Source organism: Citrobacter sp. CK189 (assembly GCF_030333505.1).
GTDB lineage: Bacteria > Pseudomonadota > Gammaproteobacteria > Enterobacterales > Enterobacteriaceae > Citrobacter_B > Citrobacter_B koseri.
This window is the reverse complement of record NZ_JAOWFV010000036.1, coordinates 37356-63127: the sequence shown is the minus strand read 5'-3', so window position 1 is coordinate 63127 and position 25772 is coordinate 37356. Positions and strand designations below refer to the sequence as shown.

Here is a 25772-nt window from a genome sequence, read left to right as displayed (position 1 = left end):
TGATGGCGCTGCGCTTATCAGGCCTACAGCCCTCACCGTTTGTAGGCCGGATAAGGCCACTGGCCGGCATCCGGCATCAGTTCTCACCGTTTGCAGGCCGGATAAGGCCACTGGCCGCCATCCGGCATCAGCGCTCCACCGCTGAGATTACCGATTTTTGCAGCAGCCAGTCACGGAAGATCTGTAAATACCGGGATTCCGCTTTTTCTTCGCGCCACGTCATAATAAACCGGTTCCCTGTACGCATCGGCACATCGCAGGGAATCACCATCTCACCGTTATCCAGATCGTGCTGGATCGCAAACCGGGGCAATAGCGCCACGCCCAGATTAGAACGCACGGCGGCAATCAGCATCGACAATAAATCAAAGCGCGGGCCTTTATTCACCAGCGGACTGTTGATATCCGACAGCGCGAACCATTCCTGCCAGCCTTTGATGCGCGTACTTTGATGCAAAAGGGGAAATTCATTGAGCAACTCTTCTACGGTCAGTTTTTGATTCGGCTGAGGTAAAAGGCTGCCACTGCATACGGGTAAAATTTCCTCTTCAAATAAATACTCCACCTCTGACCAGGGCGAGCAAAAATCTTCCCGCATAATGGCGGCGTCATACTCACGGTTAAGAAAATCGCCAATATTCGCCAGCGAATGAATATTAACGATAATGTCAGGATTTATTTTATTAAATTCACGTAAATTCGGAATCAGCCAGTGGGTACTGAACGTTGGGTTCACCGCCAGCTCAATGACCTGAACGGTGGGTTGCCAGGTCATTATCGTATTGGTATCGCGTTCAAGTTTGTTAAGTGTTTCTTTAACAATGCTCAGATAATGCTTACCGGCTGCATTTAAAAAAATTCGCTTTTTGGCATGGTTAAATAACGAGGTATGTAAAAAATCCTCCAGCGCATTCACCTGCCGGAACACGGCACTCTGAGTCAACGCCAACTCTTCTGCTGCCCGGGTATAGCTTTCGTGACGCGCCACCACTTCAAAAGTCACCAGTAATTCGGTCTTGGGTATCTTTCCTCTCATAACGTCTTCCATATGCAGCGTACAAAAATAGTTTAATTTATAAAAAATTAATGCAAACCCTCCAGATTATCCCCGAGAGTTATATTTTATTTTCTCCGCTAATGTCATTGATCCACTCCATGATTTACGCACACTGCCAGTGTTTAAATATTAAGCAATAATACTCAACCCCGACAATAAACACAATTTAAACGCGGTTAATTACAGGCAAATAGTGCTAATAAGTTCTTAATAATTTTTCATGTTAACTTGTTTTATGGAGAAAAAATGTTGCGAGGTGAATCAATATTATTTGTGGTTTATTTAAGGAGGATTTAACACGCGGCATAACAGAAAGCGACTGTTTATGTGTCTGATAATTTTCTGTTCGTTACCTGCTGGCAGGATGATATTAATAACAATAAGCGCGGGTAAACGTTTACCGCAGCAAGATGCTTATTTTCAACACGGTTAAGCGGCAAAACAGGCAAAAAAAAGGTCACCAGAAGGTGACCAACCATGTCGAAAACGGACCAGCCCTGCATCCTCCGCGCTTCAGGTATTCCCCTGTCGCACGAAGGAGTCGGGCCTTATTGCTGCTTTTTGAGAATTACTTCATTACGGCTTTCAGCGCTTCGCCGATATCCGCCAGGCTACGAACGGTTTTCACGCCTGCGGCTTCCAGCGCGGCGAATTTCTCATCCGCCGTACCTTTACCACCCGCGATAATCGCGCCCGCGTGACCCATACGCTTGCCTTTCGGCGCGGTAACGCCCGCGATGTAACCGACAACCGGCTTGGTTACGTGTTCTTTGATGTATGCCGCCGCCTCTTCTTCCGCGCTACCGCCGATCTCACCGATCATCACGATCGCTTCAGTCTGCGGATCTTCCTGGAACAGTTTCAGGATATCGATGAAGTTAGAGCCCGGGATCGGGTCGCCGCCGATGCCCACACAGGTGGACTGGCCGAAACCGTAGTCAGTGGTCTGCTTAACCGCTTCATAGGTCAGCGTACCGGAGCGGGACACGATGCCCACTTTGCCCGGCTTGTGGATGTGGCCCGGCATGATGCCGATTTTGCACTCGCCAGGGGTGATCACGCCCGGGCAGTTCGGCCCGATCATGCGCACGCCCGCTTCGTCAAGCGCGACTTTCACGGTCAGCATATCCAGCGTCGGGATGCCTTCAGTGATGGTGATAATCAGTTTGATGCCCGCGTCGACAGCCTCCAGAATGGAGTCTTTGCAGAACGGCGCCGGAACGTAGATAACCGTTGCGGTGGCGCCAGTGGCCTCTACCGCTTCACGCACGGTATTGAACACCGGCAGACCCAGATGCGTGGAGCCGCCTTTGCCTGGCGTTACGCCGCCCACCATCTGCGTGCCGTAAGCAATCGCCTGTTCAGAGTGGAAAGTCCCCTGGCTACCGGTAAAGCCCTGGCAGATAACCTTGGTGTTTTTATCGATTAAAACAGACATTATTTCCCCTCCACTGCGGCAACAACCTGCTGAGCTGCATCCGTCAGACTTTTCGCTGCAATAATATTCAGGCCGCTGTCAGCCAGTTTTTTCGCGCCGAGTTCGGCGTTGTTGCCTTCCAGACGTACGACAACCGGTACGCTAACACCCACTTCTTCTACCGCGCCGATGATACCGTCGGCAATCAGGTCGCAACGGACGATGCCGCCGAAGATGTTAACCAGAACCGCTTTCACGTTGTCGTCAGAGAGGATGATTTTGAACGCTTCGGTTACGCGCTCTTTGGTCGCGCCGCCGCCTACGTCGAGGAAGTTAGCCGGTTCGCCGCCGTGCAGTTTAACGATGTCCATCGTGCCCATCGCCAGACCTGCGCCGTTAACCATGCAGCCGATGTTGCCGTCCAGCGCCACGTAGTTCAGTTCCCACTGCGCCGCCTGCGCTTCACGCGGGTCTTCCTGAGACTGGTCGCGCATTTCACGCAGATCCGGCTGGCGGAACAGCGCGTTGCCGTCAGCGCCCAGTTTGCCGTCGAGACAGATCAGATCGCCCTGCTTAGTGATCACCAGCGGGTTGATTTCGATCAGCGCCAGATCGCGCTCAAGGAAAATGGTCGCCAGACCCATAAAGATCTTCGTAAATTGCTGAACCTGCTTACCTTCCAGACCCAGTTTGAACGCCAGTTCGCGGCCCTGATACGGCATTGGACCCGCCAGCGGATCGAGGGCGATTTTGTGGATCAGGTGCGGGGTCTCTTCCGCCACTTTTTCGATTTCCACGCCGCCTTCGGTGGAGGCCATAAAGACCACGCGGCGAGAACTACGGTCAACAACCGCGCCAAGATACAGCTCTTTATCGATATCAGTCGCCGCTTCAACCAGAATCTGGTTGACCGGTTGACCGTTAGCGTCTGTCTGGTAGGTCACGAGGCGTTTACCCAGCCAGTGTTCCGCAAACGCGCGAATCTCTTCTTTGCTGTTAACAACCTTCACACCGCCCGCTTTGCCACGGCCGCCTGCGTGAACCTGACATTTTACTACCCACGGACCCGCGCCGATTTTTGAAGCGGCTTCTTCTGCTTCACGCGGAGTAGTACAGGCATAACCCACCGGCGCCGGTAAGCCATAGCGGGCAAAAAGTTGTTTTGCCTGATATTCATGTAAGTTCATGTGTTCTGTCCATCCTTCAGGTAATCGTTATCTTTAAACCTGTAGGCCTGATTAGACGCGGCTGCGTCGCCATCAGGCATCTCACCAGCGCCTTATCCGGCCTACAGGGCAGGTGACACTAAAAAGTGACTACACGTCCAGCAGCAGACGCGTCGGATCTTCCAGCAGCTCTTTAATGGCGACCAGGAAGCCCACTGATTCACGACCATCGATCAGACGGTGATCGTAAGACAGCGCCAGGTACATCATCGGCAGGATCTCAACCTTGCCATCCACCGCCATCGGACGATCTTTGATCGCATGCATGCCGAGGATTGCGCTCTGCGGCGGGTTGATGATCGGGGTAGACATCAGCGAGCCGAACACGCCACCGTTGGTGATGGTGAAATTACCGCCGGTCAGATCGTCCACCGTCAGCTTACCGTCACGCCCTTTCACGGCCAGTTCTTTGATTTTCTTCTCGATATCCGCCATGCCGAGGGTATCGACATCACGCAGTACCGGCGTTACCAGACCACGCGGCGTGGAAACCGCCATGCTGACGTCGAAGTAGTTGTGATACACCACGTCGTCGCCATCAATGGAGGCGTTCACTTCCGGGTAGCGTTTCAGCGCTTCAACCACCGCTTTCACGTAGAAGGACATGAAGCCCAGACGAATGCCGTGACGTTTTTCAAACGCGTCGCCGTACTGCTTACGCAGATCCATGATTGGCTTCATGTTGACTTCGTTGAACGTGGTCAGCATCGCGGTGGAGTTTTTCGCTTCCAGCAGACGCTCGGCTACGCGCTTGCGCAGACGGGTCATCGGGACGCGTTTTTCACTGCGAGCGCCAAGCGCAGGCTGTGCGGCAGGCGCGGCTTCCGGCGCTTTGGCTTCCGCTTTCGCCGGTGCCTTCGCCAGATGTTTTTCCACATCTTCGCGCGTGATGCGACCGCCTACGCCCGTGCCTTTGATGGCGCTGGCGTCGAGGTTGTGTTCACCCAACAGACGGCGGATCGCCGGGCTGAGGGCATCGTTGTTCTGCTCGGATAGCGACGCCTGCTGGCGCTGCGCCGGTGTAGACGCTTTCTCTTCGGATTTGGCGCTGGTCTCTTTACCGGAGCTGTTGCCTTCACGCAGGCGACCCAGGATCTGGCGAGACGTTACCGTCGTACCTTCATCTTCCAGAACCGCATCCAGAATGCCGTCAGCCGATGCCGGTACTTCCAGTACCACTTTGTCAGTTTCGATTTCTACCAGCACTTCATCACGCTGGACACTATCGCCCGGTTTTTTGTGCCAGGTCGCAACGGTTGCGTCCGCTACGGACTCAGGCAGGTCGGGAACAAGAATATCTACGCTACTCATTATTTATCCTTTAATTAATCGACGTTCAGCGCGTCATTAACCAGATCTTGTTGCTGTTTCTGGTGAACGGACAGATACCCTACCGCCGGGGAGGCGGAGGCCGGGCGACCTGCGTAACGCAGAGCAGACCCAAATGGAATCACTTCACGGAAATGATGCTGACTACAGTACCATGCGCCCTGGTTGAGCGGCTCTTCCTGGCACCAGACAAAATCATGTACGTGGGCGTACGGTTTCAGCGCTTCCTGAACCGCTTTGTGCGGGAACGGGTAGAGCTGTTCAATGCGCACAATGGCGACATCTTTCTGATCGTTTTTACGGCGTTGTTCCAGCAGGTCGTAATAAACCTTACCAGAACACATCACCACGCGCTTCACGCCTTGCGGATCGAGCTCATCAACCTCGCCAATCGCAGGCTGGAAGGCGCCGTTGGCCAGTTCGTCCAGGCTGGAGACCGCCAGCGGATGACGCAGCAGCGACTTCGGCGACATAACGACCAGCGGACGGCGCATACCGCGCAGCGCCTGACGACGCAGCATGTGGTAAACCTGCGCCGGGGTGGACGGGACGCAAACCTGCATGTTCTGTTCAGCGCAAAGTTGCAGATAACGTTCCAGACGCGCGGAGGAGTGCTCCGGCCCCTGCCCTTCGTAACCGTGCGGCAGCAGCATCACCAGGCCGCACATCCGCCCCCATTTCTGCTCGCCGGAGGAGATGAACTGATCGATCACCACCTGCGCGCCGTTGGCGAAGTCGCCGAACTGCGCTTCCCAGATGGTCAGGGTGCGCGGTTCAGCGGTCGCATAGCCGTATTCGAACGCCAGCACCGCTTCTTCAGACAGGACGGAGTCCCAGACGCGGAAGGTGCCCTGACCGTTATGAATGTGCTGCAACGGCGTATACGTGGAACCATTTGCCTGGTTATGAATCACCGCATGACGGTGGAAGAAGGTGCCGCGACCGGAGTCCTCGCCGGACAGACGCACCGGAATCCCCTCATCAACCAGCGTGGCGTAGGCCAGCGTTTCCGCGCCGCCCCAGTCGAACAGCTTCTCGCCAGCGGCCATCGACTGACGATCGCCGTAAATTTTGGCGACGCGCGACTGCATTTCTACCGCTTCCGGCACCGTGCTGATGCGTTTAGCCAGTTCCTGCAAACGCTTCATTTCCACCTTGTTCGGGTAGCTCTCATCCCATTCATGGTTGAGGTACGGCGACCAGGTGAAGGAGTGCATGTTCATCGGACGCCACTCTTTCACCACGCATTCGCCTGCATCCAGCGCATCGCGGTAGAGGTTGACCATTTCAGTGGCGTCTTCCAGCGTAGCGACTTTGTCCGCTTCCAGCTTGTCGGCGTAGAGTTTACGCGGCGTCGGATGCTTTTTGATTTTCTGGTACATCAGCGGCTGGGTTGCGCTCGGCTCGTCGGCTTCGTTATGGCCGTGACGGCGGTAGCACACCAGATCGATGAAGACATCGCGTTTAAAGGTGTTACGGAAGTCCAGCGCCAGACGGGTAACGAAAGCCACCGCTTCCGGGTCATCCGCGTTAACGTGGAAAATCGGCGCCTGAACCATCTTGCCGATGTCGGTGCAGTATGGGGTGGAACGCGCATCCAGTGGGTTAGAGGTGGTAAAGCCCACCTGGTTGTTGATGACGATACGCACCGTACCGCCCACTTCGTAACCACGCGCTTTGGACATGTTCAGGGTTTCCTGAACCACGCCCTGGCCCGTCACTGCGGCGTCACCGTGAATGGTGATTGGCAGCACTTTATTGCTGCTCGGCTCATCCAGACGATCCAGACGGGCGCGCACGGAACCGATCACCACCGGGCTGACGATTTCCAGGTGCGACGGGTTAAACGCCAGCGCCAGGTGAACCAGACCGCCTTCGGTTTCGATATCAGACGAGAAGCCCATGTGGTACTTCACGTCGCCGGTGCCGAGATGCTCTTTATGTTTGCCCGCAAATTCGTCGAACAGATCCTGCGGTTTTTTACCCAGCACGTTGACCAGCACGTTCAGACGACCACGGTGCGCCATACCCAGCACCACTTCGCGGGTGCCGCTGTTGCCCGCATGACGGATCATCTCTTTGAGCATCGGGATTAACGCATCGCCGCCTTCCAGCGAGAAGCGTTTTGCCCCCGGGAATTTCGCCCCCAGATAACGCTCCAGCCCTTCGGCGGCGGTCAGTTCGTTGAGGAAGCGTTTTTTCTCTTCCGCGCTGAAGGCGGCGCGGCCGGATTCGATACGCTGCTGAATCCAGCGTTTCTCTTCGGTGCTGGTGATGTGCATATACTCGGCGCCAATCGGGCCGCAGTATGTTTGTTTGAGCGCGGAAATAAGTTCGCCCAGCTTCATCGTCTCTTTGCCAATCGCAAAAGAACCTACGTTAAAGCTTTCCTGGAAATCGGCCTCTGTCAGATCGTGGAAAGAGGGGTCCAGATCCGCCACGTTTTCTTGCTCCCACAGTCCCAGCGGATCGAGATTCGCATGCTGGTGACCACGGAAACGATAAGCGTTGATAAGTTGCAGGACTTTGACCTGCTTCGTATTGGTGTCAGGGTCGGAAATCGAAGAAGAGTAACGTGAGGCATCCTTCGCCAGACGACGGAAATAATCACGCGTTTTTGAATGGAATTGATCCGGTTTGACTCCGGTGCCAGGTAACTGCTGGAACGTCGAACGCCAGTTAGCGTCTACCGAGTCAGGATCGGTTAAGAAGTCTTCATAGAGCTGTTCTATCCAGCTCTGGTTTGCGCCAGAGAGGTAAGAAGAGTCCAACCAGGCTTTCAAAGCGCTGTTCTGCATCGTGATCCCTTAAGCATTCTGTATGCTTACTTCGCCGTGGATACTACCACGCACATTGCTGTGCGTGCCGGGGTTCACTTGCGAGCTCTTCTCTGTGTAGCGGCTCGCGAAGGAACCTTTAGAAACTGTCTAAATAATCTTCGTCGTTCCGGCTGCGACTGCGTTACGGCTTTCACTCACCCCAGTCACATAGTCAACTATGCTCCAGGGGATTCGTTCAACCGCGCCTTGTCTCGCGCTGAACGTCTCGATTATTTACTTATCTGGCAGTTTTTAAAGGTTTCTGCAATTTGCCCGGTGGCGCTACGCTAACCGGGCCTACTGTTACGTAGGCCGGATAAGCGCAGCGCCATCCGGCGTTATTATTTACGCACTGCGTTGCAACAACATCGACTTAATATGGCCGATGGCGCGCGTCGGGTTCAGTCCCTTAGGACATACACTGACGCAGTTCATGATGCTATGACAGCGGAATACGCTGAATGCATCGCTCAGGTCTTCCAGGCGGCTGTCGGTCTCGGTATCACGGCTATCGATCAGGAAACGATACGCCGCTAACAGGCCTGCCGGGCCGATAAACTTATCCGGGTTCCACCAGAACGACGGGCACGACGTTGAACAGCACGCACAAAGAATACACTCATACAGCCCATCGAGTTTTTCACGCTGCTCGGGCATCTGTAAATGCTCACGAGCGGGTGGATTTTGCCCATTATTCAATAAGTAAGGCTTAATCTTCTCATATTGTGCGTAGAATTGCCCCATGTCTACCACCAAATCGCGGATAACCGGTAAACCGGGCAGCGGACGGATAACAATCTTCTTACCCGACTGGTGTAGCGCCGAAACCGGCGTAATACACGCCAGACCGTTTTTGCCGTTCATGTTCAGGCCATCTGAACCGCACACGCCTTCACGGCATGAGCGACGGAAAGAGAGGCTGGGATCTTTCTCTTTCAGCTGCATCAGCGCATCCAGCAGCATCATGTCACGCCCTTCTTCGCCTTCCAGGGTGTAATCCTGCATACGCGGAGCGTCATCAACATCCGGGTTATAGCGATAAATCGAAAACTCGAGTTTCATTTTCCTGTCTCCGCATTAGTAAGTACGAATCTTCGGCGGGAATGCCGGGCGCAGTTTCGGTTCCATATTGACGCTACGACGCGTCATGGATTCCGTCTCTGGCAGATACAGGGAATGGCACAGCCAGTTTTCATCATCGCGATCCGGGAAGTCGAAGCGGCTATGCGCGCCACGGCTTTCGGTACGGAAGTTGGCGGATACCGCAGTTGCGTAAGCCGTTTCCATCAGGTTGTCCAGCTCCAGACACTCGACGCGCTGGGTGTTGAACTCGCTGGAGGTGTCATCCAGACGGGCGTTTTTCAGACGCTCGCGGATCACCTTCAGTTGCTCAAGCCCTTTCGCCATCGCGTCGCCTTCACGGAATACCGAGAAGTTGTGCTGCATACATTCCTGCAACGCTTTACGGATAACCACCGGATCTTCACCGTCACGGTTGTTGTTCCAGCGGTTGAGACGTTCCAGAGAGGCCTCAATGTCAGACTCGCTGGCGTCACGCAGCGCGCCCTGCTCGGCGATGGACTCCTGCAAATGCAGACCGGCCGCACGTCCGAAGACCACCAGGTCAAGCAGCGAGTTGCCGCCCAGACGGTTAGCGCCGTGTACGGATACGCAGGCGATCTCACCCACCGCGAACAGGCCAGGAATCACCACGTCTTCGCCCTGCTCGTTCACAGTCAGCGCCTGACCGGTCACTTTGGTCGGGATACCGCCCATCATGTAGTGACAGGTTGGGATAACCGGGATCGGCTCTTTAACCGGGTCAACGTGCGCAAAGGTACGGGACAATTCGAGGATACCCGGCAGACGGGATTCGAGTACTTCTTTACCCAGATGGTCGAGCTTCAGTTTCGCGTGCGGCCCCCACGGGCCGTCGCAGCCGCGACCTTCACGGATTTCGATCATAATAGAACGCGCGACCACGTCACGACCGGCCAGGTCCTTCGCGTTCGGGGCATAGCGCTCCATAAAGCGCTCGCCATGTTTATTCAGCAGATAACCGCCTTCACCACGGCAGCCTTCTGTCACCAGCACGCCCGCGCCCGCAATGCCGGTCGGGTGGAACTGCCACATTTCCATATCCTGCACCGGAACACCGGCACGCAGCGCCATACCCACGCCGTCGCCGGTGTTGATATGAGCGTTAGTGGTGGACTGGTAAATACGGCCTGCGCCGCCGGTCGCCAGCACGGTTGCGCGCGCTTTGAAGTAGACCACTTCGCCGGTTTCGATACACAGCGCGGTACACCCCACTACCGCGCCATCCTGGTTTTTCACCAGATCCAGCGCATACCATTCAGAAAAAATGGTGGTGTGGTTTTTCAGGTTCTGCTGATACAGCGTGTGCAACAGCGCGTGACCGGTGCGGTCAGCCGCCGCTGCGGTACGCGCCGCCTGTTCGCCGCCGAAGTTTTTCGACTGGCCGCCGAACGGACGCTGATAGATACGGCCATCGTCAAGACGGGAGAAAGGCAGCCCCATGTGCTCCAGTTCCAGAATCGCTTCCGGGCCGGTTTTGCACATATATTCAATCGCGTCCTGGTCGCCGATGTAGTCCGATCCTTTTACGGTATCGTACATGTGCCATTCCCAGTTATCTTCATGGGTATTACCGAGCGCCACGGTGATGCCACCTTGCGCGGATACGGTATGGGAACGGGTTGGGAAGACTTTGGAGAGCAGCGCACAGGTCTGGCCGCTCTGGGAAATTTGCAGCGCTGCGCGCATACCTGCGCCGCCTGCGCCAATAACAACAGCATCAAATTCTCTGACTGGCAGTTTCATTACACACCCCACACCACAACAAATCCATAAATGACGTAAACCACCAGCGCAACAACGATTGCCAGCTGTAGCACAAGGCGCAGGGCCAGAGGTTTAACGTAGTCGGTCAACACCTGCCACATGCCAATCCAGGCATGAATCAAGATGGAGAAAAGTGCCAGCAGGGTGAAGACTTTGGTGAATGCCGATGAGAAGAAACCGCTCCAGACATCAAAGGTCAGCTCGCCGCTTATTGCGAAAAAGCCCACCATATAAACGATGTAGAGGGTCAGAACGATAGCGGTAGCACGGACCAGGATGAAGTCATGTACGCCATTGCGTCCTAATGCGGAGGCGTTGCTTACCATACGAGGACTCCTGCGAGAAGTGAAAGCACGACAGTGATAACAAAAGAGATTTTGGCTGAGCGTTTACCCGCTTCGAATGTTTCTTCCAGATAGCCAAAATCCATCATCATGTGACGAATACCGACCACGACGTGATACGCCAGCGCGGTGAGGATGCCCCACATAATAAATTTAACAAAGAAGCTCCCCATGATGGCGGATGCCTGCTGGAATCCTTCAGGGGAAGAGAGGCTGGTGCCCAATAACCACAACAGAATCCCGACCGCCACGAAGGTGATCACTCCAGAAACGCGATGGAGAATGGACGCTATCGCCGTGATTGGGAACCGGATCGTTGTCAGATCCAGATTGACAGGTCTTTGTTTTTTCACATTTCTTATCATGAATAACGCCCACATGCTGTTCTTATTATTCCCTTTGGACTTCGGGTACAGAGGGTGAATCTACCTGTAGCCAGAAAGACGACGGGATTTCCTTCCTCCGGTCTGCTTGCGGGTCAGACAGCGTCCTTTCTATAACTGCGCGTCATGTAAAACACTGCTTCCAGTTGCTAAAACGACACGTTACAACGCTGGGTGGCTCGGGATTGCAGGGTATTCCGGAGACCTGGCGGCAGTATAGGACGTTCACAAAATCATTACAATTAACCTACATATAGTTTGTCGGGTTTTATCCCGAACAGTGACATAGGTCACGATAACAACATTTATTTAATTTTTAATCATCTGATTTGACAAACATTAAACAAAGTTGTTACAAACAACACCAGAAAAGGCATATAATGCGCAAAAGTTATGGGGTCACTCTTTCACCTGCTAATAAGTTATGTAACAGTGTGGCGGTATTGACCAATTTATTCAGGACAGTTATTAGTGATAGTCAGGTTTAATAATTCGGATTGCTAAGTTGTTGATTTGTTGCTAATTCGCCATAAGTTAACTGTTTTTACCTGCAAGCGCCCATTGCTCTGTACCCTGGTTTTCTCCTCTTTCGCAGAGCGGCGAGCCAAATAACAAACTGGTAACGGTTGATTTATGTAACGAAGCAAATCTCACTGAGTAGTCTTAAGCAATAAGGCGCTAAGGAGACCGTAAATGGCTGATACAAAAGCAAAACTCACCCTAAATGGTGACTCTGCTATTGAACTGGATGTGCTAAAGGGCACACTCGGTCAAGACGTTATTGATATTCGTAGTCTCGGCTCAAAGGGGATGTTCACTTTTGATCCAGGTTTCACCTCTACCGCATCCTGCGAATCCAAAATCACCTTCATCGACGGCGACGAAGGCATTCTGTTACATCGCGGCTTCCCGATTGACCAACTGGCTACCGAGTCTAACTATCTGGAAGTATGTTACATCCTGCTGTACGGCGAGAAACCGACCCAGGCAGAGTACGACGAGTTCAAAACCACCGTCACACGCCATACCATGATCCATGAGCAGATTACCCGTCTGTTCCACGGTTTTCGCCGCGACTCGCATCCGATGGCCGTTATGTGCGGCGTCACCGGCGCGCTGGCTGCGTTCTACCACGACTCGATGGATGTGAATAATCCGCGTCATCGTGAAATCGCCGCGTTCCGCCTGCTGTCCAAAATGCCGACAATGGCGGCAATGTGTTACAAGTATTCTATCGGTCAACCGTTCGTCTACCCGCGCAACGACCTCTCCTATTCCGGCAACTTCCTGAACATGATGTTCTCCACACCGTGCGAAAACTATGAAGTTAACCCGGTGCTGGAACGCGCAATGGACAGGATTCTGATTCTTCACGCCGATCACGAACAGAACGCATCGACGTCAACCGTCCGTACCGCAGGCTCCTCCGGCGCGAACCCGTTCGCCTGCATCGCAGCGGGCATTGCCTCCCTGTGGGGACCGGCGCATGGCGGCGCGAACGAAGCGGCGCTGAAAATGCTGGTAGAAATCAGCTCTGTTAAACACATCCCGGAATTTATTCGCCGGGCAAAAGACAAGAATGATTCTTTCCGCCTGATGGGCTTCGGTCACCGTGTTTACAAAAACTATGACCCGCGCGCTACCGTCATGCGTGAAACCTGCCACGAAGTTCTGAAAGAGCTGGGCACCAAAGATGACCTGCTGGAAGTCGCGATGGAGCTGGAACACATCGCGCTGAACGACCCGTACTTTATCGAGAAGAAACTCTACCCGAACGTAGACTTCTACTCCGGCATCATTCTGAAAGCGATGGGCATTCCGTCCTCCATGTTCACCGTGATCTTCGCGATGGCGCGTACCGTGGGCTGGATTGCACACTGGAACGAAATGCACAGCGAAGGCATGAAAATCGCCCGTCCGCGTCAGCTGTACACCGGCTACGAAAAGCGCGATTTCAAGTCTGATATTAAGCGTTAATCATCCTGGCCATCGGGTAACACCGGTGGCCTTTATTATTTACTGAAACTCTGGCAACAATATTCATCTTGCCAATATAACCTTTATTACTCCAGTCACTCCCAATATATTACCGCCGAAAAAATAGCTATTTCCTTTCACATAGCATCAATAGCTAATGCATTATTTGACCTTTAAAACCATTAGATCTTTAATCCGACACAATTGGATGCAGGTAAAGGCTAAATGGAATGGGCGATATTATTTACCTGAGAATCACAGGTGAGGAACAAGGAAACATTTCGGCGGGATGTGGAACATATTCGTCAACAGGTAATCGCTGGCAAAAAGGGCATGAAGACGAGATCTTCATATTTTCGCTATTCAGCGCATTGAGTAATACAGGAAAAGGTATTAACCTTCAGGGACTCAGATTCAGCAAATTAATCGATAAAAGCACCCCGCTATTTTGTAATACAATCACTAATAATGAAAGGCTGTTCATTGAAATTGATTTCTGGCGAATAAACAGAACGGGCCGATGGGAACGCTATTATTATATTCAACTAAGAAATGCTTCTGTAAGAAGTATTCAAACGCATGTGGCCCTTAATGAGCTGGATACCGAAGAGATTGCGGTATCATATGATTATATTCTTTGCAAACACCTCATCGCCAATACCGAATTTGACTACCTGGCATTTCCCGCTGAATATAACCACTTGTTTATGCCGCAGCGCCCTCAACCGGTAAGTTCCCCCAGACCAGCGGCAATAAAAATCACGCCCCCCAGCCAACATCCCCCAAAAATCACACCGGTCTATGCTAAATCCTGCCTGAAAGCGAAAGGATGTACGGACGCCGGGAACACAGAAGAACCGGCAGAAAACTTCGGCCAGATGGCGATTTTTGCACAATCGTCAGTCGATGATTGTTGCGGATATACGCAGCCCGCGGAAGCCTCAGCCATACCGCTGGCTCTGGGCGGACTGGCGCAGGTGTGGGGAGAGTGGCCGCTCAGCGGTACGCTCAGTGCGACAAGAGCGATACCTTATGTGGGAGCACTGGTTTCCGCTCTGTATATTTCGTCTGCTGGCGAAGGCAGCGCGCGCGTTCCCGGGCGTGATGAATACTGGTACGAAGAGACCCTCAGACAGAAAGCGCTAACCGGAAGTACCGCCACCACCCGGGTACGCTTTTTCTGGGGTACCGACACTCACGGCGCACCGCAGGTCTATGGCGTACATACAGGGGAAGGTACCCCCTATGAAAACGTTCGCGTCGCGAACATGGTGTGGAATGCCAACGCGAAGCGCTATGAATTTACCCCCGCCCACGACGTAGACGGGCCGTTAATCACCTGGACACCGGAAAACCCCGAGACTGGTGATTTACCTAATCACACCGGAAGCAATGTTCCACCGCTTGATCAGCCAACCATTCTGGTGACACCAATCCCGGATGGCAAAAATGAGTACACCACGCCACCGATCCCTGTGCCGGATGTCGCCGATTTTAACGATTATATTCTGGTCTTTCCGGCCGATTCAGGCATTCAGCCGATATATGTTTATCTTCGTGAAGATCCGCGCAAACAACCCGGCACGGCAACCGGTTACGGCGAAATTTTACCCGAAAATAGCCGTTGGCTTGAGGCCGCCAGTTCAGGGCTGGGAGCGCCGATACCTGCACAGGTCGCAGATAAGCTGCGAGGAAGAACGTTTCGCAACTTTGACCATTTCAGAAAAGAGTTCTGGCTTGCGGTGTCGGAATGCCCTGAACTGATGTCACAGTTTAGTAAATCGAATCAAACCAGAATTCTTAGTGGCAACGCACCATTTAGCATTCCTTCTGAACAGGTAGGAGGCAGACCATGGTTTGAAATTCACCATTTTGATTTTATTATTAATGGTGGTGCAGTCTTTGATATGGATAATATGCGCGTTAACACTGTAAAAAATCACATTAAAAATCACTCAAATAAGTAGAGAGGATACACATGGAACTAAAACAACGTCTTGAAGACTACACTGAATCCGAATTCATAGAATTCCTGAATGAATTTTTTGAAAACCCTGGCAATCTGAAAGGAAGAGAATTTGAATCTCACTCTAATAGGCTAGTCAAACACTTCGATAAAATCGTGGATCATCCTGAAGGTAATGGTTTGATTTTTTATCCCCCGGATGACAGGGAGGACAGTCCACAAGGCATCATTGAAGAAATTAAAAGATGGCGAAAATCTCAGGGACGCCCATCATTCAAAGACTCTGAGTAAATACGAGGCCCTGTATTTAACAACACATTAGAAAAGTGAACATATGATTCATTTTAAACAAAAACTCGAAGACTACACTGAATCCGAATTCTTAGACTTCCTAAATGAATTCTCCGCAAACCCGCGCTACCAGGGAGAAATGGACCGTGAATCTTACATCGACTCATTAGTCGATCATTTCGATAAAATCGTGGATCATCCTGAAGGCAATGGTTTGATTTTTTATCCCCCGGATGACAGGGAGGACAGTCCACAAGGCATCATTGGAGAAATTAAAAGATGGCGCAAATCTCAGGGACGCCCATCATTCAAAGACTCTGAATAAATACGAGGACCTGTATTTAACAACACATTAGAAAGGTGAACATATGATTCATTTTAAACAAAAAATCGAAGACTACACCGAAGCTGAATTCATAGAATTCCTGAATGAATTTTTTGAAAACCCTGGCAATCTGAAAGGAAGAGAATTTGAATCTCACATTGACTCATTAGTCGATCATTTCGATAAAATCGTGGATCATCCTGAAAGTAATGGATTGATTTTCTATCCCCCGGATGACAGGGAGGACAGTCCACAAGGCATCATTGAAGAAATTAAAAGATGGCGTAAATCCCAGGGACTTCCCCCGTTCAAAGACTTTGATTGAATTATTAATATACATAATTCAATCAGAGAAAAAACTCAGATACAAACTTAAGGAAATTCAAATGACAATACTGGTTACGGTTCAGGCTCAGCTCATTGTGGGTGAAGCGCAGGTGATAGAGAGTCTGGCCCCCGAAGGTTCATTTGCAGCAGTGTTTGAAGACGATGGAAAAACGGGATATTTCTATGCCCTTGATGAGTCTGTTGATGGTAATCCTATCAGAGATGCTCTACATATCTACAATACAGAAGACGTTTCAGACGGGCATATCCCGTCTGATGTGAAGATCGGTTGGTCAGAAGACAGCAGGAAATGCGTGCTTTTAATTAATAATTATCCGCATGGTGTATTTGATTTTGAATCTAAAAATGGATACTGCCGAAGTGGCTTCCCACCCCCAATCAATCAGGAATGGTCTGTTTCAGGTCACAACTGGAATGATACCGTTGATGATTTTTTCAGATGATTTGTGAATAACCCACAGGTGTCAGGCATATCAATACTGTCGAGGTAAAATTAAAGTATCCTCCTGTCAGTATAAAACAGTACCAGACACCTGTTATTCAGTTCTGGTTTAGCCCGCTTTTATTGACGCCTGATATTTTTTTCAGCGTACTTTTTCTCTATGCTGTATCGATACACTTGATTGGATACCGCCTGGGAGCACAGGATGCCGGTTTTGCAGTGGGGTTTGTTGTTCCTGCTATCACTCCTTCTTTCGCTGGCTTTTCTCTGCATCCACCTTCCGGCGGCGCTGCTGCTCGGCCCGATGATTGCCGGTATCGCATTCAGTCTGAAAGGCATTACGCTGCAACTCCCCCGCTCCACTTTTCTCGCAGCGCAGGCCATTCTCGGCTGCATGATTGCGCAAAACCTTACTGGTTCGATTCTCACCACACTGGCGGTGAACTGGCCGGTGGTGTTAGCCATTCTGCTGGTGACGCTGCTCTCCAGCGCGGTGGTCGGCTGGCTGCTGGTGCGCTACAGCTCACTGCCGGGCAATACCGGCGCATGGGGTTCCTCCCCCGGCGGCGCGGCGGCAATGGTGGCGATGGCGCAGGACTACGGCGCGGATATCCGCCTGGTGGCGTTTATGCAGTACCTGCGGGTACTGTTTGTCGCAGGCGCCGCCGTGCTGGTCACGCGGCTGATCCTCGGCGACAGCGCAGAAGCGGTCAGCCAGCAGATTGCGTGGTTCCCGCCGCTGAGCGGCAATCTGTGGAGCACGCTGCTGCTGGCTGCGGTTGCAGGTTTCACCGGGCGCATATTGCGCATTCCTTCCGGTACGATGCTGGCACCGATGATCGTCGGCGCATGGCTTCATGCAGGCGGCATGATCGTAATTGAACTGCCGGAATGGCTGCTGGCGATTGCGTATATGGCCATTGGCTGGCGCATCGGATTAGGGTTCGACAGGCAGGTCTTTTTTATGGCGCTGCGTCCGCTGCCGCAGATTCTGGCCTCCATCTTTGCCCTGATGGCGATTTGCGCGGCGATGGCCTGGGGACTCGCCCACTACATGCAGATTGATTTTATCACCGCCTGGCTTGCCACCAGCCCCGGCGGGCTGGATACCGTGGCGGTGATCGCCGCCGGTAGCAACGCCGACATGGCGCTGATTATGGCGATGCAAACCCTGCGGCTGTTCAGCATTTTGTTGACCGGGCCTGCGGTTGCCCGTTTTATTTCAACCTATGCGCCGAAACAGCCGCAGGCATAAAGATGTTTAATTTAAATTATATTTAAACCCAACCCTGATCTGGTATTCGTTTTTGGTGTCATCGCCATCTTTATATTCATCCAGATAACCTAATTCAAAGAAGGGATAAAAACGCGGCGTCGCATGGAAGTTAAAAACAAAATTATGTTGCAGCGTATGGTTTTTACCATTCGCATATTCAAATTTATCGCTATGCGTTTTACTGTAATATGTCGGATTATATTGCACCCAAAAATCTGGCGTAAAATATTTGGTCAGATAAATATCAACGCGATGTTCCGAAGAGTCATCCCAGTCGCCCTGTAGCGTCTGGCTGTCGTGATTTTGATGATTATAGCGATAGCGTAAAACGGCACCCAGCGTTGGGTCAAAGTGATAACCAATGCCGAGGTAAGGATCGATACGCGAACCGGCGGACTCCCAATGAAAGACAACCCCAGGTTCAAGCCAGAAGTCGCTCTCGCCCAGCGGGAACGGCTTGTTAAACTCCGCTTCTTCGTAGCTGCTTTTCCACTGCTCCATATTCTTACCGAGATCGGAGTCCGTCTCAAAACTCCAGTACATTCGGGCGAAAATACTGTTCGGGTCCTGCACCACGCCTGTCAGCATCAGTCGTTGTAAAAAACGCTCGCTGGCCGTGCGATACTGTGTGCGTGGCGCAAAATAAACCGTCGTAAACGGTTTTTCTTTTGCCTGTGGCACCGTCGTTGAATGACTGTTATTGTCCGCAAAAACGCTGGCGGAAGGCATGACCAGTGCAGCCGCTAATAGGGCTGTATTCATATTCTTACTTTGCATTATATTTTCCTTGCAGAAACAGAGATAAAATCTCCCCCTGCTAACTGAATAGCATTATTATTCAACAGGAGGAGTGGGGTATTACCAGTAACTATTCCAGCATGACGTTGCGCGGGTAATGGCCTCCATCAGGAAATAATCACCCCAGGCACAGCATTCATTCACGCCGACGTTACCTTTAAAATAATAAACAGAATGTTTTAATAATCCTTCGCCTTCTTTGTGCTCCAGATTGAGATAGCCGTCGAGCATCCGCTCAATCATTCGCAATGCCAGCGCCTCATAACTTTCGCGATCGGGATGAGTCGCCGGAAGCTGTTTTACCAGCTCCAGCAAGGCGCAGGCGAGAATCGCGCTGGCAGAACTGTCTCTTTCGCTGTTGGGATCGGTCAGCGCCAGATCCCAGTAACAGACCAGGTCTTCCGGCAAACGGTTAATAAAATAGTTTGCCAGCGTCTGGCTCAATTCCAGCAGTTTCTCATCTCCGGTATAGAGGTAGTTCAGCAGAAAGCCATACACGCCCCATGCCTGCCCACGCGACCAGCAGGAATCGTCGGAGAACCCCTGATGAGTATTGCCAAAGCGTGGCTCACCGGTGTGAACATCCATATAGTACGTGTGAAACGTCGAGCCGTCCTCGCGCACAATATAGCGTCGCGCCTGCTCAATATGGCTTTTCGCCGCCTGTGCATAGCGCGGGTCGCCCGTTGTCGCGCTGGCCTGATACAACAACGGCAGATTCATATTGCAGTCAATGATCATCCTACCCTGCTGCTCCGGGTTATCCAGCTCGCCCCACGCCTGAATAATGCCGCACTTGTCGTGATAGCGCTCCATCAACACTTCTGCCGCCTGTTGGGCGATATATATTGCCTCCCGGTTATCGGTCAATTTGCTGGCAGCCACGCAGGAAAGGCTGTACAGAAACCCGAGGTCGTGGTGGTTAGTGTGGTCGCGCTTTGCGATACGTTCGCCAAAGGAGCGGACATGCTGCCCGGCTAACGCGCGATATGCGGCATTCCCTGTCCACTCCCATGCCAGCCACAGTTGCCCGGTCCAGAAACTGGTCGTCCACTCCTGATTATCGATAATCGGATAGATACCGTTTTTACATGCCGCATCGGGAAAACGCTGGCCGAAATAAGCGCTGTTACGATCAACAGCCTTTAAAATCACCGGCAACGCATGACGAATTTTCTGCGCGATAGCAGCGCGCTCGCCGCGCTGTAGCGCAACAGGGACAATCGTTTCTTTACGGATAGTTGCAGACATAATTCTCTCGTTTTCTTTACTTTAATGAATGGCTTCTTGCCCGTGGGCAGGGATGGCGGTGTTTTTTTTATGCTGATAGCAGGGAGATAGCGTGATGGCGGAGATCCCGGTAAATATCAGCGCGATGATGCCCATAATCAGATAGGTGTGCTCAAAACCGATCTTCTGGTAGGCATACCCGGCAGGCGGCGCCACCACGATAGAGCCGACGTAAATCATGGCCTGATAGCCCAGCAGATACATCGTGGCGTTGACGCGCTTGTCGAAGTGTTCGGCGATATATTTGAAAACCGAGACCAGAATCAGCGCAATTTCAATCCCATACAGCGGTTTCACCAGGCAGATAATCAGCGGATCGTTGGTTAACCCGGAGATAATCAAACGCAGGCTGATCACCAGCCCTGTCAGGAGCATCCCCTGCTTGGCACCGATGCGGTTAATGATGGCGGGCACCAGCATCATGCCGAAGAACTCGGCGGCGGACTGCGCGGTGCTCATATAGCCAAACATGGCGTTTCCTTCCTCTTTGGTACTGAAGAAGGTGACGAAATAGCGAGAGAATTGCTGCTCGGCAATAAACATCATCCATGCCACGCCCGCGATATACAGGGAGAAGGTCCAGAACTTTTTATTACGCAGCAGCTGGAACACATCGCCAATGACAATCTTCTCTTTCGACAGAACGTTGTTTTCTTCCTGACCAAAGTGATCGACCTTCAGCGTCAGCAGCACCGCGAACATGCACAGCGCGGAAACGGTGCTGATAACAAAGTTGATTTTGGGGGAGATATTGTAGAGATAGCCGGAAAACGACGACGCCGTCGCCCAGCCCAGCGCCGCCCACATGCGGATACGGCCAAACTCCATGTCATACAGACGGCTGAAACGGTCAACATACGACTCTTCTGCCGCCACGCCCGCATACCAGCCGAGGCTGAAAAACAGCGCGCCGACAATCATTCCGCTGACAAAATGGGTTTGCAGCAGCGGCAGATAGCACCAGATGTAAAACGGCGCCATCAGTGCCGAAACAATACAGACAAAATAGAGCAGGTGTTTTTTCATGCCCATTTTGTCCATGATGTAGCCGTAAACGGGTTTGATAATCACCGCAAAAACGCCGTTAACGGCAAACACCGTGCCGATTTCCACGCCATCCAGCCCGGCTTTATCCCCCAGCCAGATAGCATACAGGCCAAAACTGGCCGCCCAGGTAAAGGTAAACAGAAATACAAACAGACTCAGCTTGATGTAAGCCGAACGTGTCGACTGAACAGGGTTCATCATTATTTTCTCCGCATCAGCGTCAATTATTTTATTTCCAGCGTTTTCGAGTTCAGCGTCAGCACCTGATTGACACGATCGAATGCCATGATTACCGGCGGCGGCAGCGTCGGAGACATCGTGGCGTTAACGCTACAGGCCAGCCAGTGAGTGCCCGGCGTGAGCGTCGTGCCGAGACAGGGGATCTCTCCAGGAGAGGCATACAGAATGTTGCTGTTCGGCGGGGTGGTGACGACCAGCGGCTGGCGTTCAGCCAGCAAATCCTCGATCTGACACACGCCGGAGGTGGTACAGAGAGTCAGCCCGTTTTTTGCCATTCGGGTCGTCGTCAGATGATGGCGATTCAGTGCGAATCCGCCTTCCACGCAGTCGAGCGTGCGTGGGGTTACAACGCGATGCAGCCGGAGATGTCCCTGCTCATGCGGAATAAGCCAGGTGGTGACGCTGACATCCGGCCAGGGGCGCCAGACGCTTCGAAGCCACGCTGGCGTCATCTCCACCGCATCGCACTCGCGACGCCCGCGCCAGTAGCCGTCCTGCTCGCTGAACATCAGCGTCGAGTCACAGGCGGCATGGTTCAGACCATACACGCCGCGTTCAAGGGTGAAACCAAAGTGGCTGGAATAGGCGAACTTGCAGTATTTGGCGTCGAAATTGACGAAGTTATTGCGATCGTACTGCCCGGACATCAGCATCCAGACGTGATGGTTATCCTCCGCATGAACAATAAACTGCCCGGCTTCCGCTATCGGGTGAACCGTCTCCAGCGCGGGCAATGGCGCGGGTTCCGCCTGCCAGAACGCACTCTCTTGCGGCAGCGCCAGAATCAGCAATGCTTTACATGCCCAGTACGGTGAACCGGGGCTGTTGTAATCTTCGGTCATCACCAGATTCGGGTATGTGTACCCCAGCGTGAACAAACCATCCGGGCCGATAAACGGTTGGCTCAGCCACCAGTCGATATGCCGCAGGATCAGCCCTTTGATAACCGGTACGCTAAACACATCCAGCCCGGTATATGCCACCGCGCTCCAGAATGCGACCTGTACGAAGCGATAAGTCAGGCTACGGCCAAAGGGGATCGCATTGCCGTCACCGGTAAAGTAATGGATATAATCTTTCGCGAACTGACGCGCGCGCTGACGATAGCGCAGGCAACGTTCGGGATCAGCATCCTGCATAAAGTGGCTGTACAGCAGGCTGTAAAAGTGAAACCCGCTGGAGATGTAGTAGTCGCGCGGCTTACCGGCGCCATCGGCGTACCAGCCGTTGCCAAGCCAGAACGGTTCAATGGCATTCAGATGCTTATCAATTACCATCATGTCGTAATGCCGCCCGACGCACTTAAGCCCCACCTGCACCAGCACCGGGAAGAAATGCCAGTTGTTATCGGGGATCTGAATGTCGGCGCTCTGGCGTAACCAGCGCTCCAGATTGTTTTGCTCGTCGATGGAAAGCGCTGACCAAAGCCCCGTTCCCGGTAACGCCAGCGCCAGGCCAAACGCCGCCATTTCGACGCATCGCTGATCGTTATCCGCCAGGGAGCCCCAGTAGTCAGGGTGTTCGGGATCGCAGCCGTGACGAATACCGTCGATAAACGTCTCGCGAAAATCATCGGCTTCGCCACCGCTCAGTAACGGCGCCAGCAGCCACAACAGACGAGAGAAACCTTCCATTCCGGCGACATCCGCCGGATAGTGTGCAGACGTTTCTCCGGCGTCCAGACGCGTGTTTCCTCGCCTCAAATGGGGGACGGCTGACGCCAGCCATTGTTGCGCCAGTCCGACGTATTCTTGCCTTATTCGCATAATGAAACCTCGTTTCATTTGATAAATGTTGGACGCATAATAAGGATTCAGACGGACAGACAAATGTGATAATTGTCGTATTTTCGGACAACGTCGGTGATGAATAACAACATTCATCCGCTTTTAGCGACAAAAATTCGATTAGAGTGATAAAAGTTTAAGTTTATTCACATTGCGGGAGGGGCGGGCAGAAATGCAGCGAATGGAAGACAGCAGTTATCTTGAGAATATCAACCTCAACGATAAGTCGATTTACTTTAACCGCATGAAGAATATGCCTGCCAACTACTACCACTGGCATCAGTGTGTGGAGATCCTGTCAGTTTCTCAGGGAGTTGGCATCGCGCTAATGGAGCACCAGCAGTACACCGTTAAACCGGGGCGTATTTTTATTTTTCCGCCGGGAAAGCTGCATAAGGTGTTTGTCGAGCAGGACGATCGTAATGTTTATCACCGTACAACGCTGCATTTTAATGGCTCAATTATTGAGCAGTACCTGCGGGATTTTCCACGTCAGCAAATGTTGCTGCGTCAGCTCTGCGGTCGGGGAGAAAAGGCGCGGGTATTTGATGTCGGCGACGTACAGCCGGTGATTGAAACGCTGCTGAGCCGTTTTGAAACGCTGGTAAAAAGCAAAACGTTCAGCGTCAGCGACAGCGCATTTCTGGTGATGCAGATTATCAGCCTGCTGCCGCATCAGGAGCAGGCGACGGGATACAATACCTTTTCGGTCAGCATTATCCGTTGGATAGAAACTCATTTTCACCAGCGCTGCTCGCTGGACGATATCGCCCGCGAGATGGGCTGCTCGCGCGGACATGCCTCACGCCGCTTTCACGAGGAAACGGGCGGCACCATTCAGGAGTATCTGATGATGCGCCGTATCCGTCAGGCATGTGAATTGCTGCTGCACACCAACAGCTCAGTGCGTGAGATTGCCGAACAGGTCGGTTTCTCCGAGTACGCCTGGTTTATTACCTGTTTTCGCAAGAATATGGGTAAAACGCCGTTGCAATATCGCAAAACCTATTCCCCCGCCTAGTTCCCACGTCGGATGGTCTGGCCTGTAGGCCGGATAAGGCGAAGCCGCCATCCGGCGCGTTGACGAATTACGTCTGGCAGTGTGGACACCAGTAGAACGGGCGCGAGGAGAGCGTCGTTTTCTCAATAATGCCGCCGCAGCGCTCGCAGGCTTCGCCGTCCCGGTGGAACACCTTAAAACGAAACAGCGCGCCGTGATGCGTGTTCTCATCCGCCTGACCGCGCGTGGTATAAGAAAGGCGCGGGATATCGAGCAGCGCATGAGATAACGCCTCCAGCTGTTGGTCACTGAGATCTTTCGCCTTATGCTGCCCCGTCAGCCCTACCTGCCAGAGAATTTCCACACGCAGATAGTTGCCCAGCCCGGCGAGAAACGCCTGATCCAGCAACAGCCCGGAAAACTGACGATTACGAAAACGCGCAGAGAGCAGACGCGCTTTTACATCATCGGGCGTCAGCCGCGGGTCCAGCACGTCCGGCCCGACGCGTTGCAGAAACGGGTGGGTGGCGAGCTGTTCCGGCGTCAACATTTCAATGTCGGACGCGCTGTAAAGCAGAATAGTTTTATCCACCGTTTGCAGGTTAACGCGTAATACCCGGGTGGTTGCCGGGATGTTCCCCGTCTCCACTACTCGCCATACACCATACAACTGGTTATGGCTGTAGAGCGTCAGCCCCTGCGAAAAGTGGGTCAGCAACGCTTTCCCCCGCGTTTCGATATGGGTGACCGTCTGCCCAATCAGCGGCGATTCATACGGTTTTAACTGCGAAAAGGCAAACCAGACGTCCGTCAACGGTTTGCCTTTGATCGCCGCCTCCAGGTTATCCGCCGCACGACGGATCTCCGGGCCTTCAGGCATAGTTCTGTCCTTTGTTAGTGAGTTGCTCCGCCTGTTACTGCAATGTCAGTTTCCACATGAAGCGCTGTGACAATGGCGATTTCCAACGCCTGACGCACCGTTTCCGCCGCCATGCTGGGCGCGCCAGGATGTGCCGCCGCCTGTTCCGGCAGATAAGGAATATGGATAAATCCACCCTTCACGTCCTGAATATCGCGCAATTTATGCAACAGTCCATACATTACGTGGTTGCAGACAAAAGTGCCTGCGGTCTGAGAGACCGATGCCGGAATCCCCGCTTCGCGCATCGCCGAGACCATCGCTTTGATCGGCAGCGTGCTAAACCAGGCTGCCGGGCCTTCCGCCACGATGGGCTCATCAACCGGCTGCCTGCCGCGATTATCGGGGATACGCGCATCGTCAATATTAATCGCCACGCGCTCCACGGTAATATCCGTGCGCCCTCCGGCCTGCCCTATCGCCAGCACCAGCACCGGGGATAACGCGTCAATCGCCGCATTCAGCACGGTGAGAGAGTCGCCAAAGACGCAAGGGAGCTGGCGGGCCACCACGCGACACCCTGCGATGATAGCATTGTCGAGACGCGAGACCACTTCCCAGGAAGGGTTAACCTGCTCGCCGCCGAAGGGTTCAAACCCGGTGATTAATACCGTCTTCATCCTTCC

Annotated in this window: 24 protein-coding genes; 9 read left to right on the top strand and 15 right to left on the bottom strand. The window is 52.8% G+C overall.

Annotation, left to right across the window (positions count from 1 at the left end; translation table 11 throughout):
* Positions 1-127: 127 nt before the first annotated feature.
* The 9 genes from OGV83_RS06725 to sdhC all read right to left on the bottom strand — a co-directional run bounded on the left by OGV83_RS06725 (position 128) and on the right by sdhC (position 11437).
* Complete coding sequence (locus tag OGV83_RS06725) at positions 128-1036, bottom strand: LysR family transcriptional regulator (protein WP_024130527.1); 909 nt, start codon at positions 1034-1036, stop codon at positions 128-130.
* Positions 1037-1625: 589 nt separating this feature from the next.
* Complete coding sequence (sucD, locus tag OGV83_RS06720; protein WP_130028158.1) at positions 1626-2495, bottom strand: succinate--CoA ligase subunit alpha; 870 nt, start codon at positions 2493-2495, stop codon at positions 1626-1628.
* Positions 2495-3661 carry an ADP-forming succinate--CoA ligase subunit beta gene (sucC, locus tag OGV83_RS06715; protein ID WP_012133271.1) on the bottom strand — a complete coding sequence of 389 codons (1167 nt, stop codon included), beginning with the start codon at positions 3659-3661 and terminating at the stop codon, positions 2495-2497. Before sucC ends, sucD begins: the two co-directional genes overlap by 1 nt.
* Before the next feature lie 129 nt (positions 3662-3790).
* Positions 3791-5011 (bottom strand): 2-oxoglutarate dehydrogenase complex dihydrolipoyllysine-residue succinyltransferase, encoded by a 1221-nt coding sequence (gene odhB, locus OGV83_RS06710; RefSeq protein ID WP_047458082.1) that lies wholly within the window; start codon positions 5009-5011, stop codon positions 3791-3793.
* A 14-nt stretch (positions 5012-5025) separates the two neighbouring features.
* Entirely contained in the window at positions 5026-7827 is a 2802-nt protein-coding gene (gene sucA, locus OGV83_RS06705; protein ID WP_012133275.1) for a 2-oxoglutarate dehydrogenase E1 component, read from the bottom strand.
* Between the two features lie 366 nt (positions 7828-8193).
* A complete protein-coding gene (sdhB, locus tag OGV83_RS06700) occupies positions 8194-8910 on the bottom strand; it encodes a succinate dehydrogenase iron-sulfur subunit SdhB (RefSeq protein ID WP_286463318.1) in 717 nt (238 codons plus the stop codon).
* A gap of 15 nt (positions 8911-8925) precedes the next feature.
* The gene (sdhA, locus tag OGV83_RS06695; protein WP_012133277.1) at positions 8926-10692 is read right to left on the bottom strand and encodes a succinate dehydrogenase flavoprotein subunit; all 1767 of its coding nucleotides are present in this window, start codon (positions 10690-10692) and stop codon (positions 8926-8928) included.
* Positions 10692-11039 (bottom strand): succinate dehydrogenase membrane anchor subunit, encoded by a 348-nt coding sequence (gene sdhD / locus OGV83_RS06690; RefSeq protein WP_012133278.1) that lies wholly within the window; start codon positions 11037-11039, stop codon positions 10692-10694. Before sdhD ends, sdhA begins: the two co-directional genes overlap by 1 nt.
* Complete coding sequence (sdhC, locus tag OGV83_RS06685; RefSeq protein WP_047458089.1) at positions 11033-11437, bottom strand: succinate dehydrogenase cytochrome b556 subunit; 405 nt, start codon at positions 11435-11437, stop codon at positions 11033-11035. Before sdhC ends, sdhD begins: the two co-directional genes overlap by 7 nt.
* Before the next feature lie 383 nt (positions 11438-11820).
* Between sdhC and OGV83_RS21610 the strand changes: the two genes are divergently transcribed.
* From OGV83_RS21610 to OGV83_RS06650, 8 genes are all read left to right on the top strand, one after another.
* Entirely contained in the window at positions 11821-11928 is a 108-nt protein-coding gene (locus tag OGV83_RS21610) for a hypothetical protein (RefSeq protein ID WP_418222314.1), read from the top strand.
* Between the two features lie 205 nt (positions 11929-12133).
* On the top strand, positions 12134-13417 hold the full coding sequence (locus tag OGV83_RS06680; RefSeq protein WP_012133280.1) for a citrate synthase: 1284 nt from the start codon (positions 12134-12136) through the stop codon (positions 13415-13417).
* Positions 13418-13647: 230 nt separating this feature from the next.
* Positions 13648-15384 carry a type VI secretion system tube protein TssD gene (gene tssD, locus OGV83_RS06675; protein WP_286463317.1) on the top strand — a complete coding sequence of 579 codons (1737 nt, stop codon included), beginning with the start codon at positions 13648-13650 and terminating at the stop codon, positions 15382-15384.
* A gap of 11 nt (positions 15385-15395) precedes the next feature.
* A complete protein-coding gene (locus OGV83_RS06670; protein WP_049011593.1) occupies positions 15396-15674 on the top strand; it encodes a bacteriocin immunity protein in 279 nt (92 codons plus the stop codon).
* A 43-nt stretch (positions 15675-15717) separates the two neighbouring features.
* Positions 15718-15999: a bacteriocin immunity protein gene (locus tag OGV83_RS06665; protein ID WP_286463315.1), complete on the top strand. Its 282-nt coding sequence runs from the start codon at positions 15718-15720 to the stop codon at positions 15997-15999.
* Between the two features lie 43 nt (positions 16000-16042).
* On the top strand, positions 16043-16324 hold the full coding sequence (locus tag OGV83_RS06660) for a bacteriocin immunity protein (protein ID WP_286463314.1): 282 nt from the start codon (positions 16043-16045) through the stop codon (positions 16322-16324).
* 61 nt (positions 16325-16385) lie between these two features.
* The gene (locus OGV83_RS06655; protein ID WP_049011595.1) at positions 16386-16790 is read left to right on the top strand and encodes a DUF2251 domain-containing protein; all 405 of its coding nucleotides are present in this window, start codon (positions 16386-16388) and stop codon (positions 16788-16790) included.
* A 204-nt stretch (positions 16791-16994) separates the two neighbouring features.
* Positions 16995-18044: an AbrB family transcriptional regulator gene (locus OGV83_RS06650; protein ID WP_058668778.1), complete on the top strand. Its 1050-nt coding sequence runs from the start codon at positions 16995-16997 to the stop codon at positions 18042-18044.
* Between the two features lie 6 nt (positions 18045-18050).
* Here OGV83_RS06650 and OGV83_RS06645 read toward each other — a convergent pair whose 3' ends face one another.
* The 4 genes from OGV83_RS06645 to OGV83_RS06630 all read right to left on the bottom strand — a co-directional run bounded on the left by OGV83_RS06645 (position 18051) and on the right by OGV83_RS06630 (position 23206).
* The gene (locus tag OGV83_RS06645) at positions 18051-18842 is read right to left on the bottom strand and encodes an oligogalacturonate-specific porin KdgM family protein (protein ID WP_200023829.1); all 792 of its coding nucleotides are present in this window, start codon (positions 18840-18842) and stop codon (positions 18051-18053) included.
* 81 nt (positions 18843-18923) lie between these two features.
* Positions 18924-20114 carry a glycoside hydrolase family 88 protein gene (locus tag OGV83_RS06640; protein WP_047458103.1) on the bottom strand — a complete coding sequence of 397 codons (1191 nt, stop codon included), beginning with the start codon at positions 20112-20114 and terminating at the stop codon, positions 18924-18926.
* A 21-nt stretch (positions 20115-20135) separates the two neighbouring features.
* On the bottom strand, positions 20136-21401 hold the full coding sequence (locus tag OGV83_RS06635) for an oligosaccharide MFS transporter (protein WP_012133289.1): 1266 nt from the start codon (positions 21399-21401) through the stop codon (positions 20136-20138).
* Between the two features lie 23 nt (positions 21402-21424).
* Positions 21425-23206 (bottom strand): DUF2264 domain-containing protein, encoded by a 1782-nt coding sequence (locus OGV83_RS06630; protein ID WP_286463313.1) that lies wholly within the window; start codon positions 23204-23206, stop codon positions 21425-21427.
* A 193-nt stretch (positions 23207-23399) separates the two neighbouring features.
* On the opposite strand from OGV83_RS06630, the gene OGV83_RS06625 reads away from it, so the two are divergent.
* The gene (locus OGV83_RS06625; RefSeq protein WP_058668776.1) at positions 23400-24248 is read left to right on the top strand and encodes an AraC family transcriptional regulator; all 849 of its coding nucleotides are present in this window, start codon (positions 23400-23402) and stop codon (positions 24246-24248) included.
* Between the two features lie 67 nt (positions 24249-24315).
* Here the strand turns inward: OGV83_RS06625 and nei are convergent, their stop codons facing one another.
* Both nei and pcp read right to left on the bottom strand, forming a co-directional pair.
* A complete protein-coding gene (nei, locus tag OGV83_RS06620; RefSeq protein ID WP_286463311.1) occupies positions 24316-25107 on the bottom strand; it encodes an endonuclease VIII in 792 nt (263 codons plus the stop codon).
* Positions 25108-25121: 14 nt separating this feature from the next.
* Entirely contained in the window at positions 25122-25766 is a 645-nt protein-coding gene (gene pcp / locus OGV83_RS06615) for a pyroglutamyl-peptidase I (protein ID WP_012133293.1), read from the bottom strand.
* Positions 25767-25772: the final 6 nt, after the last annotated feature.

What these genes read in the sequence shown, in the direction of transcription:
- OGV83_RS06725 (WP_024130527.1), bottom strand. Translation starts at nt 1,036, where the DNA reads ATGAGAGGAAAGATACCCAAGACCGAATTACTGGTGACTTTTGAAGTG.
- sucD (WP_130028158.1), bottom strand. Translation starts at nt 2,495, where the DNA reads ATGTCTGTTTTAATCGATAAAAACACCAAGGTTATCTGCCAGGGCTTT.
- sucC (WP_012133271.1), bottom strand. Translation starts at nt 3,661, where the DNA reads ATGAACTTACATGAATATCAGGCAAAACAACTTTTTGCCCGCTATGGC.
- odhB (WP_047458082.1), bottom strand. Translation starts at nt 5,011, where the DNA reads ATGAGTAGCGTAGATATTCTTGTTCCCGACCTGCCTGAGTCCGTAGCG.
- sucA (WP_012133275.1), bottom strand. Translation starts at nt 7,827, where the DNA reads ATGCAGAACAGCGCTTTGAAAGCCTGGTTGGACTCTTCTTACCTCTCT.
- sdhB (WP_286463318.1), bottom strand. Translation starts at nt 8,910, where the DNA reads ATGAAACTCGAGTTTTCGATTTATCGCTATAACCCGGATGTTGATGAC.
- sdhA (WP_012133277.1), bottom strand. Translation starts at nt 10,692, where the DNA reads ATGAAACTGCCAGTCAGAGAATTTGATGCTGTTGTTATTGGCGCAGGC.
- sdhD (WP_012133278.1), bottom strand. Translation starts at nt 11,039, where the DNA reads ATGGTAAGCAACGCCTCCGCATTAGGACGCAATGGCGTACATGACTTC.
- sdhC (WP_047458089.1), bottom strand. Translation starts at nt 11,437, where the DNA reads ATGTGGGCGTTATTCATGATAAGAAATGTGAAAAAACAAAGACCTGTC.
- OGV83_RS21610 (WP_418222314.1), top strand. Translation starts at nt 11,821, where the DNA reads ATGCGCAAAAGTTATGGGGTCACTCTTTCACCTGCTAATAAGTTATGT.
- OGV83_RS06680 (WP_012133280.1), top strand. Translation starts at nt 12,134, where the DNA reads ATGGCTGATACAAAAGCAAAACTCACCCTAAATGGTGACTCTGCTATT.
- tssD (WP_286463317.1), top strand. Translation starts at nt 13,648, where the DNA reads ATGGGCGATATTATTTACCTGAGAATCACAGGTGAGGAACAAGGAAAC.
- OGV83_RS06670 (WP_049011593.1), top strand. Translation starts at nt 15,396, where the DNA reads ATGGAACTAAAACAACGTCTTGAAGACTACACTGAATCCGAATTCATA.
- OGV83_RS06665 (WP_286463315.1), top strand. Translation starts at nt 15,718, where the DNA reads ATGATTCATTTTAAACAAAAACTCGAAGACTACACTGAATCCGAATTC.
- OGV83_RS06660 (WP_286463314.1), top strand. Translation starts at nt 16,043, where the DNA reads ATGATTCATTTTAAACAAAAAATCGAAGACTACACCGAAGCTGAATTC.
- OGV83_RS06655 (WP_049011595.1), top strand. Translation starts at nt 16,386, where the DNA reads ATGACAATACTGGTTACGGTTCAGGCTCAGCTCATTGTGGGTGAAGCG.
- OGV83_RS06650 (WP_058668778.1), top strand. Translation starts at nt 16,995, where the DNA reads ATGCCGGTTTTGCAGTGGGGTTTGTTGTTCCTGCTATCACTCCTTCTT.
- OGV83_RS06645 (WP_200023829.1), bottom strand. Translation starts at nt 18,842, where the DNA reads ATGCAAAGTAAGAATATGAATACAGCCCTATTAGCGGCTGCACTGGTC.
- OGV83_RS06640 (WP_047458103.1), bottom strand. Translation starts at nt 20,114, where the DNA reads ATGTCTGCAACTATCCGTAAAGAAACGATTGTCCCTGTTGCGCTACAG.
- OGV83_RS06635 (WP_012133289.1), bottom strand. Translation starts at nt 21,401, where the DNA reads ATGATGAACCCTGTTCAGTCGACACGTTCGGCTTACATCAAGCTGAGT.
- OGV83_RS06630 (WP_286463313.1), bottom strand. Translation starts at nt 23,206, where the DNA reads ATGCGAATAAGGCAAGAATACGTCGGACTGGCGCAACAATGGCTGGCG.
- OGV83_RS06625 (WP_058668776.1), top strand. Translation starts at nt 23,400, where the DNA reads ATGCAGCGAATGGAAGACAGCAGTTATCTTGAGAATATCAACCTCAAC.
- nei (WP_286463311.1), bottom strand. Translation starts at nt 25,107, where the DNA reads ATGCCTGAAGGCCCGGAGATCCGTCGTGCGGCGGATAACCTGGAGGCG.
- pcp (WP_012133293.1), bottom strand. Translation starts at nt 25,766, where the DNA reads ATGAAGACGGTATTAATCACCGGGTTTGAACCCTTCGGCGGCGAGCAG.